The sequence below is a fragment of the Rhizobium sp. M10 genome, assembly GCF_002531955.1.
Lineage (GTDB): Bacteria > Pseudomonadota > Alphaproteobacteria > Rhizobiales > Rhizobiaceae > Rhizobium > Rhizobium etli_C.
On sequence record NZ_NWTA01000008.1, the window covers coordinates 112,887 to 125,016 of the forward strand.

General features: G+C 61.6%; 14 protein-coding genes. 9 read left to right on the plus strand and 5 right to left on the minus strand.

Features of this window, described 5'->3' with window-relative positions:
- Nucleotides 1-38: 38 nt before the first annotated feature.
- Nucleotides 39-2,126, minus strand: coding sequence for an ABC transporter substrate-binding protein (locus CO671_RS15245; protein ID WP_097606613.1), 2,088 nt, complete (start codon nt 2,124-2,126; stop codon nt 39-41).
- Nucleotides 2,127-2,251: 125 nt separating this feature from the next.
- Nucleotides 2,252-3,718: an alpha-glucosidase/alpha-galactosidase gene (locus CO671_RS15250; protein WP_097606614.1), complete on the minus strand. Its 1,467-nt coding sequence runs from the start codon at nt 3,716-3,718 to the stop codon at nt 2,252-2,254.
- On the opposite strand from CO671_RS15250, the gene CO671_RS33745 reads away from it, so the two are divergent.
- Both CO671_RS33745 and CO671_RS15255 read left to right on the plus strand, forming a co-directional pair.
- The gene (locus CO671_RS33745) at nt 3,708-3,926 is read left to right on the plus strand and encodes a hypothetical protein (protein ID WP_170964987.1); all 219 of its coding nucleotides are present in this window, start codon (nt 3,708-3,710) and stop codon (nt 3,924-3,926) included. The genes CO671_RS15250 and CO671_RS33745 overlap by 11 nt on opposite strands.
- A 37-nt stretch (nt 3,927-3,963) precedes the next feature.
- Nucleotides 3,964-4,806: an AraC family transcriptional regulator gene (locus CO671_RS15255; protein ID WP_097606747.1), complete on the plus strand. Its 843-nt coding sequence runs from the start codon at nt 3,964-3,966 to the stop codon at nt 4,804-4,806.
- A gap of 22 nt (nt 4,807-4,828) precedes the next feature.
- On the opposite strand, the gene CO671_RS15260 is transcribed toward CO671_RS15255, so the two are convergent.
- Nucleotides 4,829-5,890 carry a methyltransferase domain-containing protein gene (locus CO671_RS15260; RefSeq protein ID WP_097606615.1) on the minus strand — a complete coding sequence of 354 codons (1,062 nt, stop codon included), beginning with the start codon at nt 5,888-5,890 and terminating at the stop codon, nt 4,829-4,831.
- A gap of 59 nt (nt 5,891-5,949) precedes the next feature.
- Nucleotides 5,950-6,087, minus strand: coding sequence for a hypothetical protein (locus CO671_RS33750; RefSeq protein WP_170964988.1), 138 nt, complete (start codon nt 6,085-6,087; stop codon nt 5,950-5,952).
- Between CO671_RS33750 and CO671_RS15265 the strand changes: the two genes are divergently transcribed.
- The 6 genes from CO671_RS15265 to CO671_RS15290 all read left to right on the plus strand — a co-directional run bounded on the left by CO671_RS15265 (nt 6,086) and on the right by CO671_RS15290 (nt 10,619).
- A complete protein-coding gene (locus CO671_RS15265) occupies nt 6,086-6,403 on the plus strand; it encodes a helix-turn-helix transcriptional regulator (RefSeq protein ID WP_097606616.1) in 318 nt (105 codons plus the stop codon). The two genes, CO671_RS33750 and CO671_RS15265, sit on opposite strands and share 2 nt — an antisense overlap.
- A complete protein-coding gene (locus tag CO671_RS15270) occupies nt 6,404-6,664 on the plus strand; it encodes a hypothetical protein (RefSeq protein WP_010032482.1) in 261 nt (86 codons plus the stop codon).
- Between the two features lie 11 nt (nt 6,665-6,675).
- On the plus strand, nt 6,676-6,915 hold the full coding sequence (locus CO671_RS15275) for a hypothetical protein (protein ID WP_009987796.1): 240 nt from the start codon (nt 6,676-6,678) through the stop codon (nt 6,913-6,915).
- A 258-nt stretch (nt 6,916-7,173) separates the two neighbouring features.
- Nucleotides 7,174-9,735, plus strand: a complete 2,562-nt coding sequence (locus CO671_RS15280) for an FAD-dependent oxidoreductase (RefSeq protein WP_097606617.1) — start codon at nt 7,174-7,176, stop codon at nt 9,733-9,735.
- 165 nt (nt 9,736-9,900) lie between these two features.
- Complete coding sequence (locus CO671_RS15285) at nt 9,901-10,284, plus strand: type II toxin-antitoxin system RelE/ParE family toxin (RefSeq protein WP_097606618.1); 384 nt, start codon at nt 9,901-9,903, stop codon at nt 10,282-10,284.
- Nucleotides 10,281-10,619 carry a helix-turn-helix transcriptional regulator gene (locus CO671_RS15290; protein WP_097606619.1) on the plus strand — a complete coding sequence of 113 codons (339 nt, stop codon included), beginning with the start codon at nt 10,281-10,283 and terminating at the stop codon, nt 10,617-10,619. Before CO671_RS15285 ends, CO671_RS15290 begins: the two co-directional genes overlap by 4 nt.
- Before the next feature lie 62 nt (nt 10,620-10,681).
- On the opposite strand, the gene CO671_RS15295 is transcribed toward CO671_RS15290, so the two are convergent.
- Complete coding sequence (locus CO671_RS15295) at nt 10,682-11,419, minus strand: phosphatase PAP2 family protein (protein ID WP_097606620.1); 738 nt, start codon at nt 11,417-11,419, stop codon at nt 10,682-10,684.
- 159 nt (nt 11,420-11,578) lie between these two features.
- Between CO671_RS15295 and CO671_RS15300 the strand changes: the two genes are divergently transcribed.
- On the plus strand, nt 11,579-12,124 hold the full coding sequence (locus tag CO671_RS15300; RefSeq protein WP_097606621.1) for a hypothetical protein: 546 nt from the start codon (nt 11,579-11,581) through the stop codon (nt 12,122-12,124).
- Nucleotides 12,125-12,130 lie beyond the last annotated feature (6 nt).

Sequence of the window (12,130 nt, forward strand, 5' to 3'; positions counted from 1 at the left end):
GCGACGCGCTTTGGCTCTTTCTTTGCTGATGCCGTGCATCAGTTGCCCGGGCCCTTGTCGCCGGGCTTGCCGGGCAGCTGCTCGGGGAACAGCTCGTATTTGCCCTGCTTGTCGGCGGCCACCCACAGGCGTTCGCGGATCACCGAGTCTTCGGCCCAGTTGAACATCATGATCGGGGTTCCCTGCGGCACATTCGAGAAGCGCTTGTTGACGATCAGCGCGCCCGGATATTCCGTCAGACCGACCGTATTGACGTGCTCGGTCGAGATCTTCTGATACTGCTTCATCAGATCGACACGCTCGTCATTGTTCTGGCTGGTCCTGAACTTGTTGACGACGTCAATGAGCTCCTTCTCGAACGGCATCAGATCGAGCTGGTCATCCTTGCCGGCGCGGTGATGCCAGCTGGTGCGCGGGCCGACCGGGGCAAGCTGCTCGGTATTCTGCACCACCGACGACAGTTCCGTGGCGTTGCGCTGGATCAGCCAGTCGAAGCGGCCGGCATAATGAGCGTCGTCACGCTTGGCGCCGTCGAGCGCATTGATGACGATCTTCAGCCCGAGCTTCTCCATCTGGCCGACGACACCTTCGGCAAGGCTCTTGTCGGTCGTGTACTGATTGTTGATCAGCATGACGATTTCGACATCCTTGCCGCCGGCCGTGCCGGCCGGGAAGTTCACGATGCCGTCGCCGTCGGTATCCTTGAGGCCTGCCTTGGCGAGTTCGGCCTTGGCGCCGTTCAGATCGAAGGGATAGTAGACGGTGGAGTTGCGGTCGTAGAAGCTGGTGCCGGAGGACAGCCCGCCCGGATAGATCGCCGTGAACGGCCCCTTGACCAGCGAGTCGCCGATCGCCTTGCGGTCGAGCGCCATGCTGACAGCCTTGCGGAAGTCCTCGTTGCGGTTGAGCTCGCGGATCGCCTGGCCACGCTCATCCGGGTTGCCCCAGCCATTGGCGGAGAAGTTCATCCTGAGGTTATAGCCGATCAGGCGCGGCCCGAAGGCCAGGCGGGCCGGCGCGGTCTTTTCGGCGGCGCGCTTCAGCGAGGCGACGAAGTTTTCCGGCTGCTCGAGGTTCGAGAAGTCGGCGGAGCCGGCCACCGCCTGCACATCGCGGTCGGCCCAGGTCGAGAGCTTGTAGTGCAGCTCGTTGAGATAAGGCAGCTGATTGCCCTTCTCGTCGACCTTCCAGTAATAGGGGTTGCGCCGCAGCACGATGATGTCGTCGGAGCGATATTCCACCGGCACCCAGGCGCCCATCACAGGCATGTTCATGTATTCCGGCGGGAAGGCGTTCTTGAACTGGTCGTAGGTGTTCTTCGAATATTTCGGATGCTGGGGTTTCAGGATATGCGACGGACCCGGGCAGAAATTCGGGTAGGCCATCGTATAGAGATATTGTTTCGGGAAGGCCTCCTTGAAGGTCCATTCGACGGTGTAGTCGTCGATCTTCTTCAGCGTCGTGCCGACACCGAACGCTTCCGGCGAAGCGCCGCCGCCGAGCGGCGAGACGTTGGGATCGATGACTTCGTCCTCCCAGTAGAACATGATGTCATCGGCACTGAACGGCGCGCCGTCCGACCACTTGGCGCCTTCGACCAGGTGCATGGTCAGCTTGTGGCCGTCCTGCGACCACTCCCAGCTCTTGGCGAGGTTCGGCAGCGGCTCGGTGTCCTGGGCCTTCACCTGGAACAGCGGCGCGGTGCGCGTCAGGCATTCGGACAGGCCGATATCGATGCCGCCCCAGCCCTGCGTCTGGCCGGCGCCGTAGTTCCAGCCTTCCGGCCGGCCGCCGATGACGTGGCGCATCGTATCGCCGTAGACGCCGGTGCCGTCGGGCATATTGCCCGTCTTGAAGACCAGCGGCTCCTTCGGCAGGCGATCCTTGACCGGCGGCAGCTTGCCGGCGGAAACGAAATTCTTCGTCACCCAGTCGGGCTCGTGATATTCGGGCAGCGCCTTGAACTCCAGAATGGAGTCGCGCGCGACATAATTAATCTTGCCTTCGGCCGGAAATTCCGGCGGCACCGGCGGCACGGTCGGTTCGGAAGCATGGGCATGCAGCGCCAAGACCGAGACGCCGAGCGCCAGTCCGGCCAGAATGCCTGCTTTGCGGAAATTCATCATCGTTTCTCCCTCTTGTTCCGGAGCGCGGGCGTCACCGGGCTCCTTTCTCCTCGAACGGCGTGACGGCGGGTCGATGTCATGGATTTCCCTCCCGGAAACCCATGACGACCCGTCCTTCACGAAAATCAGCCGGCCTGTTTCAGCGCCGCCTTTTCCGCGCGCAGCTCCTCGATCGAGCGGACGTTGCGGCGTGCGGCGCCGGCCCAATCGCGGGTCTGCACCTTCGATTTCGACAGCCGCTCCTTGGCGGCCGGCACGGCATCGGCATATTGCGGCAGCCAGCGCGCCTGGGCAACGACCATCTCATCGACCATCTGCCAGACCTCCTCGGGCGTCGAGACGGCGCCGACCAGCGGATCGTGCAGCACGGCGAGCTTCAGAAGGTCGATGTCGCCCGAGATCGCCGCATGCACCGACATGCGCTGGACGTTGATCGAGGAAATGCAGGTGGCGGCACAGGCTTCCGGCAGGGTGACGCCGGAGACCATGTTGATGCCGAAGCGATCGACGAAGCCGGGCGATTCGATGATCGCATCGGTCGGCAGGTTGGTGATGACGCCGTTGTTCTTGACGTTGAAATGGCCGCGATAGACCCGGTTGGTCTCCAGCGCCTCGAGAATATGGCTCGCATGTTCGTTCGAACGCTTGGCCGGATCGATCGGCTTGCCGGCGGATTCCAGGAATTGCGGGAATTCGGTCTCGAACCAGTTGCGGGTCTCGGTGGAATAGCGGAGGTAACCGCCGGTCTCGCCGTGGATCCAGTCGGACATGTCGATCCAGCGGGTAATTTCCTCCGGCCGCTTGCGGTACCACGGCAGATATTCCGAAAGGTGGCCGTTGCTCTCCGTCGAATAGACGCCGAAACGCTTCAGCACGTCGATGCGCAATTTCTCCTGCTGCGAATAGACGGGATGCGCCTCGAAGGCGGCGATGAGCTCGTCCTTGCCGATCTTGCGGCCGTTGAGGCGCAGGTCGATGAACCAGGTCTGGTGGTTGATGCCGGAGCAGACATAGTCGAGTTCATCAAGCGATTTGGCGCCGAGCACCTCGGCGATCTGTTCGGCGCCGTGCTGGACGCCGTGGCAGAGGCCGACGGTATCGACCTTGCCGTATTCGATCGCCGCCCAGGTGTTCATCGCCATCGGATTGGCATAGTTGAGGAATTTCGCGCCCGGCTCGGCGACCTCCCTTATATCCTTGCAGAAATCGAGAATGACGGGGATGTTGCGCTGGCCGTAGAGAATGCCGCCGGCGCAGATCGTATCGCCGACGCACTGGTCGATGCCGTATTTCAGCGGAATTCTGATGTCGTCGGCATAGGCCTCGAGCCCGCCGACGCGCACGCAGCTGATGATGTAGCGCGCGCCGGAAAGCGCCTGGCGCCGGTCGGTCGTCGCCGTCACCTTGGTCGGCAGCCCGTTCGACTCGACGATCCGGTCGAGGATCGCCTTGATCATTTCGAGATTGTGTTCGCTGAGATCGGTCAGCGCGAATTCGACGTCGCGGAACTCCGGCACGCACAATATGTCGGTGAACAGCTTCTTGGTGAAACCGACGCTGCCCGCACCGATGATAGCGATTTTGAAACTCATGATCTTCACCTCGACCCAATGGAATGCTAGAGAAAAGATGGTTGTGGAGGATCAGGCCGCATGCCGGGCGCATGTGGTTGAAAAAGCCGTAAAACCTGCCTGTTTTCCTCCCGGCCGCCGTATCGGCCGCGTTCTCCTCTTTTTGTTGAGCGGGATTATGCCCGAATCCGGCGGGCCGACCAGAGAAGGATTATGCTTTCAGGGGTAATTTTGTGCTGCAGGATTTGATCGCCAACGGACAGTCGATGAGGACGGTTTCGCTGCCCCGCGGCCGCCAGCGTCTGCACGCCATGCCGACCAGCGCCGGCTATGAAGTGCGGGAGAACGAAACCTATGACTGGGACGGCCGTCGGCGCGGCCAGACGCCCTTCACGGTGCTGCAGCACACGATCAGCGGCAGCGGCCGGCTGCGCTACCTCAATCGCAATTATCGACTTCAGGGCGGCGATACGCTGCTGGTGCTCGTGCCGCACAATCACCGCTACTGGCTGGAGAAGGGCGAGCGCTGGGAGTATTTCTGGATCTCGATGAACGGCGAGGAAACCCTGCGCATCCACCAGCTGGTGCTGTCCACCGCCGGCCCGGTCCTGAAGCTGCAGCCTTCGACCATCGATCACCTCGCCGATTGCAGCCTGCGCCTCGTCAAGGGCGCGACCTCGCCGGGTGCGGCCTCGGCGATCGCCTATGAAGCGGCGATGGCGCTTTATGACGACGTCTTCAACTCGCCGGCCTTTGCCGCCGAACTCAGCCCGATGCAGCCGGTGATCGACCATATCAACGCCAATCTCGACAAGCCGCTGCCGGTCAACGAACTCGCCGCCATTGTCGGCCTCAGCCGCGCCCATTTCTCCCGCAGCTTCGCCGAGAGCGAAGGCGTGCCGCCGGCCGAATTCGTGCTGCAGCAGCGGCTGCAGCGCGCCGTCAAGCTGCTGACCAAGGCGGACTTCCTGCCGGTCAAGGAAGTCGCCATCATGTGCGGCTTCGAGGACGCCAACTATTTCTCGAAAGTCTTCCGCCGCGTCTACGGCACCAATCCCACCGAATTCCGCACGACCGGCATGTATGCCAGCATCGGCCGGCCGAAATAGCGCCGGCCGCCGCGCAGCCGGCTCAGGCCCGGACTTCGAATACCATGTTGAACGGCGTTTCGGTCGCCCGGCGGAAATGCTTGAAGCCGGCGTCGAGCGCCACCTTGCGCAGCTTCATTTCCCCCGCCTGGGCGCCAAGCCCAAGCCCCACCTCCTGGGAGAGCGATGCCGGCGTGCAGATCATCGTCGAGGCGCCGTAATAGACACGCCCGACCGGATTGAGGTTGTCCTTCAGATGATCATGGGCAAAGGGCTCGACGATCAGCCAGGTGCCGTTCGGCGCCAGCGTCTCCTTGACGTGCCGGCCGGCGCCGACCGGATCGCCCATGTCGTGCAGGCAGTCGAACATGGCGACCATGTCATAGTCGCGCCCCGGAAATTCCGCCGCCTTGCCCTGCTCGAAGGTGACACGGTCGGCGACGCCGGCCTCCTTGGCGGCGGCCTTCGCTCTTTCGATCGACGGGCCGTGATAGTCGAAGCCGGTAAAATGCGAGGCGGGATAGGCCTGCGCCATCAGGATGGTCGAGGCGCCGTGACCGCAGCCGACATCGGCGACATTGGCGCCGGCCTTGAGCTTTTCGTCCATGCCGGCGAGCGCCGGAATCCATTCGTTGACGAGATGGCTGTTGTAGCCCGGGCGGAAGAAGCGCTCGGTGCCACGGAAGAGGCAGGTGCTGTGTTCATGCCAGCCGAGACCCTTGCCGGTGCGGAAGGCTTCGGCGATCTTCGGTTCGTCCATCCACATGGATTGCACCACCTCGAAGGCGCCGACGAAGAAGGCCGGGCTGTTTTCCTCGGCAAAGACCATCGCCTGTTCCGCCGTCAGGCTGAAACGATCGGTCTTCTCATCGTAAACGATATAATCCGCAGCCGCCTGGGCGCTCAGCCATTCCCTGACATAGCGCTCCTTGATCCCGGTTTTGGCGGCAAGCTCTTCAACGCTCACCGGCTTCCCGTCGGCCATCGCCTTGAACAGCCCCACCTTGTCGCCAAGCACGACCAAGGCCCCTGACATGGCAGCGCCGACATCGCCGACAAGACGGCCGACAAGCGCATCGAGTTTCTGCATATCTGGCTCACGCATCGTTACCTCCCGGGCGTGATAAAGGAGCCCTAAATTAGGCTTTAATGATATTCAGTCAATCAACCCTCTCTATCGCCCAATGAGGCTAGATATCGAAGTCGCAGCAATTTCATCGGCTTGCTTTCTTCGGACGCGCTCACATCTTCATAGGGCTGCCCCAGAGCCAGATCAGAGTTCAATGCCAGGTGGATATTCATGCTGTCTCCAGCCCAGTGCCGTGCCGCGCGTGCTCTCATCGCCTGGTCCAAGCGGGATCTGTCGGCAGCCTCCGAGATCACCAAAGCAACGATTGCCGCTTTCGAGGCCGGAAAACTTTCCCCTGGCGAGCGAACGCTGCGGCATATCAAGCGCGCCCTGGAAGACGCCGGCGTGCTTTTCATCGCGGAGAATGGCGGCGGCGCCGGCGTTCGCTTGGCAAAACCGGCCTCGGCTTCTATAGACACGAACGAGACCGAGACGGTCCAATATGAAGAATATCTCAAAAACGACGCCCCTCCCGGCGCTGGCGGCTGAATGACGAAGAAGCAGAAGTTTGAGCACTCCGAACTGGCCGGAGAATTCACCGATGACGGCATCACCGTGCTCGTCGATATCTTTCGAACCGCCGGCAGCAACGAGGACTGGACGATGGAAGTCGTCACCCAGTCTGAAGACCTGATCCGCTGGGACGAGCCCTTTGCGACCGACCGGGAGGCTTTCGACGAATTCCTCGCGGTGGTGGCGCGCGACGGCATCCGGTCCCTGCTCGAAGACGAAGAGCCTTCCGTGCATTGAGGGATAGCCCCGTGAAAAGCATCAATGATCTCGTCGCTTCGGCGAAAACCGTCTGCGACCGATACCGCGCCGGGCGGATGGAGCGCGAAACCGTGCGCGAATGGGTGCTCGGACTGGGCGCCTATCCATCGCCACATGGCGACCGTGTGCGCGAAGCGGCCGAATGGTTCCGCCTGCACAATCGTGAGCCTGTGTCGGAAGACATCGTGCTCGTCGATATCGACCGGCTCAAGGCGATTTCAGCGCCGTGACGAGGAAGCGCTTTGCTTCAGCGGCGATCCGGACTAGCGCAATTGCGCCGTTACTCGGCGGCGTAGGACCAATGACGATCATGAGCCTTAGGCATAATGCCCTCATCTCAGCTTCCATGCGAAGAGGCCTGGGGGTTGCAGCTTCGGTAAACGTGACACGCTTACGAGGCTGACATGGCTCCTGGATCTCATGCGTGAAGCGCAAACCAAGCGCGGCTAGGTTATTTTAATTCGTGCCATAAGTAGAAGGAACAGCACGTGGCAGCATTTCCGGAAAAGGCAAAGGTCGTCATCATCGGGCTCGGCGGCATCGTCGGCGCCTCCATCGCGCATCATCTCGTCGAGCGCGGATGGGACGATATCGTCGGCATCGACAAGTCGGGCATCCCGACCGATATCGGCTCGACGGCCCACGCCTCGGACTTCTGTTACACCACCAGCCACGACTATCTCTCGGTCTGGACCACACAATATTCGATCGATTTCTACGAGAAGATGGGCCACTACGCCCGCATCGGCGGCCTCGAAGTGGCGCGCACCGGCGACGACGCCTGGATGGAGGAAATCAAGCGCAAGCTGTCCTCGGCCCGCGCGTTCGGCACCCGCGCCCATTATGTCAGCCCTTCCGAGATCAAGGAAAAGTTTCCGCTGATCGAGGAAGATCAGGTGATGGGCGGCCTGTTCGATCCGGATGCCGGCCTCGTCATCCCGCGCTCGCAGACCGTCGCCGGCAAGCTGGTCGATGCCGCCGAAAAGGCCGGCAAGCTGCAGGTGTTCGGCAACACGCCGGCCAAATCGCTGATCGTCGAAGGCGGCCGCATCAAGGGCGTCGTCACCCATCGCGGCACGATCATGGCCGACCACGTCATCGTCTGCGCCGGCCTCTGGGGACGCCTGATCGCCGAGATGGTCGGCGAAGACCTGCCGGTCATGCCGGTCGATCACCCGCTCACCTTCTTCGGCCCCTATAACGAGTTCGAAGGCACCGGCAAGGAAATCGGCTTCCCGCTGCTGCGCGACCAGGGCAACTCCGCCTATATGCGCGATACCGGCGACCCGGCGACGACCGAGGGCGGCCAGATCGAGTGGGGCTATTACGAAGCCACCAATCCGCGCATGTGCCATCCGCGCGAGCTTCTCGAAAAACACGAGGCACGGCTTTCGCCCTCGCAGCGTGACCTCGAGATGGAACAGATCCTCGAGCCGCTCGAGCGCGCCATGGAACTGACGCCGATCCTCGGCGAACTCGGCTATAACGAAGGTCATTCCTTCAACGGCCTGCTGCAGGTTTCCGCCGGCGGCGGCGCATCCTGCGGCGAGAGCCAGAAGGTGCGCGGTCTTTGGTACTGCGTTGCCATCTGGGTCAAGGACGGCCCGGGTTACGGCAAGTTGATCGCCGACTGGATGACCGATGGCCGCACCGAAATCGATCACAACAGCATCGACTACGCCCGCTTCTATCCGCATCAGCTGACGGAAGAATTCATCGAGGGCCGCTGCTACGAAGCCGCGCAGAAGATCTATTTCCCCGCCGTTCACACCCGCGAACCCTATCTATCCGGCCGCAACGCCAAGCGCTCGCCCTTCTACGAGCGCGAAAAGGAGCTGGGCGGTTACTTCATGGAGCTCGGCGGCTGGGAGCGTGCGCACGGCTACGCCGCCAACGAGCACCTTCTGGAGAAATACGGCGACCGCGTCCCGGTTCGCGAGAACGAATGGGACAGCCGCCATTTCTGGCGCGTGTCCAATGCCGAGCATCTGGCGATGAGCGAGGATTGCGGCATCGTCAATCTCAGCCATTTCCACATGGTCGATATCGAGGGACCTGACCATGTCGAGCTGATGGAGTGGCTGTGCGCCGCCAAGGTCGGCGGCGATGCCAATATCGGCAAGGGCGTCTACACCCACTTCCTCGACGACGAAGGCATGGTGCGCGCCGACTTCACCGTCTTCCGCATGGCCGACCGCTGCCGCCTCGTCAACGGCGCCGATGCCGGCCCGCGCGACCTGCACTATATGAAGCGCGTCGCCCAGGACCGCGGCCTCGACGTGACCATCACCGACGTTTCGGAGAAATTCGTGACGGTCGGCATCTGGGGACCGAATGCGCGCGACACGCTGAAGAAGGTCGTGGCCGATCCGGCCGGGCTCGATCAGGAAAACTTCGCCTTTGCGGCGATCAAGCCGATCGAAATCGCCGGCAAAACGGTCACCGCCTTCCGCATCTCCTATGTCGGCGAGCAGGGCTGGGAACTGCACATGAAGTACGAAGACGGCCTCGCCGTCTGGGATGCGCTGCGCTCGACCGGCGTGATGGCCTTCGGTGTGGAAACCTATGCAAACTCGCGCCGCATGGAAAAGAGCCTGCGCCTGCAGAACGCCGACCTGCTGACCCAGTACAACCTGATCGAAGCCGATCTCGCCCGTCCGAAGGTCAAGGAAGCCGATTTCCGCGGCAAGGCAAAACATCTGGAATACAAGGCGCGCGAGCACCAGCCGGCCATGCTCTGCACGCTCGTGATGACCGAGAATACCGACAAGTCGGGCGTCAAGCGTTACCCGCTCGGCAACCTGCCGGTCGTCGATCCCGCCACCGGCGAGGTCCTGGTCGACGAGCTCGGCCGCCGCTCCTACACGACCTCAATCGCCTACGGCCCGACGGTCGGCAAGAACATTGCGCTCGCCTACCTGCCCTGGTCCCATTGCCAGGTCGGACGCAAGCTGACTGTCGAATACTTTGCCGAGACCTATCCGGTGGAAGTCGTCGGCGTCGGCTACAAGCCGATCTATGACCCGGAAAACCTGAAGCCGCGCACCTAAGCGCTCAAGCACTTGTGGCGCCGCAGGGATGGGGCGCCACAAACATTGACCCGCTTTTTCCTCAGATGAAAGCGGTATCGAAGAGGCGAGAAAGCTCCCACACTCAATGTCCTGCCAGCGAATGCGGCTTGACACATTATGAGTCTTTACTCATAATTGCATCAGATGGAAAATCTACCCCGCCCTACCCGGCCGCTCCTTTGGATAGCGTCGAGCCGCAAAGACTATGCGGAGTTTCCGCCCAAAGTGCAGGAAGCTTTTGGCTTTGAGCTGTTTCTGGCACAGACGGGGCAACACCCTCCATCGGCAAAGATGCTCAAGGGACTCGGCAATGGTATAGTGGAACTGGTCGAAGACCACGACAGCGATACCTACCGCGCCGTTTATACGGTTCGTTTTGAAACGGCCGTTTATGTGCTGCACTGCTTCAAGAAGAAGTCCAAGCGCGGCATCAAAACCCCTCAGAGCGATATCGAGCTGATCAAGCACCGGTTCCGCGACGCGGAAGCCCATTATGCAGCCAAACAAAATGAGGAGCGCAAGCGATGAAAACCGAACATGTCGAGGTTCATGCCGGCCACCCCAACATCTTTGCGGAGCTGGGGCTACCGGACGCCGAAAACCACTTCTTGAAAGCGCAGATTGTGGCGGCCCTGCACCGCCTCGTCAACGAGCGCAAACTCAACCAGGCCAAGGCCGGAACCATTATGGGCATCACTCAGCCGGAAGTGTCCCGCCTCTTCCGGGGGCATTTCCGGGAATACTCCGTTGAACGGCTCATGAGCTTCCTGACAGCTTTCAACCAGGACGTTGAAATTGTCGTAAGGCCTCATGCCAAGGCCGGAGAAGCCGGCAACATAACCTTCAATGCCGTCACGGCTTAACGAGAACGGCCCCGGCCGAGATACTCATTATTCGTTGGCAGGCGGCGTCGAATGTAGAGGCGCTACCGCCTGTCGCCATTTCCGGCTTCAGCGGCATCATCGGGGGCTCGGCTCGGAACGAAGCGTTTCGAGATCAGCCAGCAGCCGAGCGCCCAGAGCGCGCCCGCACACCATCCGGCGAAGACGTCGGTGGGATAGTGGACGCCGAGATAGATCCGGCTCAAACCGATGATGACGGCGAGGAAAACGCCTGCCGCCATCACGAAAATCCGCGTCGAGCGGTAACGTTGCGTGCGTGCGACCAGCGCGCCGAGCGTCAGATAGGTCACCGCCGAGACCATGGCGTGACCGGAGGGAAAGCTGAGGTCGCTGACTTCGACGAGATGCGGCACGATATCGGGGCGCGGTCGCGCAATGAGGATCTTCAGCGTCGTGCTCGCCAGCCATCCTGTCAGCACCGAGGAAAAGATGAAGAGCGCGATCGGCCAGCGCCGATCGAGCAAGAGATAGACGGTGATGAGAACCGTCAGCAGCGAGAGAACGGTGACGCCGCCGAGGCTGGTAATATCGTCGAAGGCATGCGTCAGCCAGCCGGGGCCGACCGGCACGGCTAGATCGTCGGCCCGTCGCAGCGCCAGCAGGATCGCCTCGTCGAAGCGGAATGTCTCGCCCTCGAGAACCTCGCTCGTCAGCCGCTGCAGCAGGAACAGCCCGCCGGCGATGGATGCCATGGTGATCAATGTCAGCGGCTCATATGCGCTGAGTCTCGCCAAAAATCCGCGTCGTTGAACCTCGCTCATACCTGCCGTCGAACTCCCTTCTGATCACGCCTATACCCGCCAGATCGGCAAGGCGAGCCGCAAATTCAAGACCTTGCAGCATTTGCAGGCATCCCGGTAGCAAAAGCTCAACCTTCTTTTGCTATGGCTGGAGCCGGTTATCCTCGAGAGGTTTCGGCGATGAAAATTCTGACCGCGATGGTTCTGATGGCAGCCGCCCTGCCGCCGGTCTCCGCCTTCGCAGAGACCGAATGGATGGGCGGCGCGAGACAATGGTCGGTCGGCTTTGCCAATGAAAGCCCGCATCCTTATTGCCGGCTGCTGTGGAACAGCGAGATCGGCAAAACCATGGAATTCCGCCAGAGCGCCACCGAGACCTTCTGGCTGGTGACGAAAAACACCTGGGACATTCCCGCCGGCACCAAGACCGAGGTGACGCTGACCGATCGCGACGTGACGAAAGTGGTCGCCGCCGAATTCTTCGACAAGACCACGCTTCGCCTCTGGCCGATGGGCAGCAAGGGAAGCGCCGGCCTGAGAAAGATCATCAAGAATTCCTTTGCCGGAACGCCTGACGTGCAATTGACCTTTGCCGGCGACGAAGGCGACTGGACGCTGCCGCTCTCGCGGGTGGATCAGCTCTATCCCACTTTCGCCCAGTGCCTCAAACGGCTCGAGGCCGGCGAGCCGGCCAAGCAGGATTCGGCGACCAGCAAACCTTTCTGACAGCTC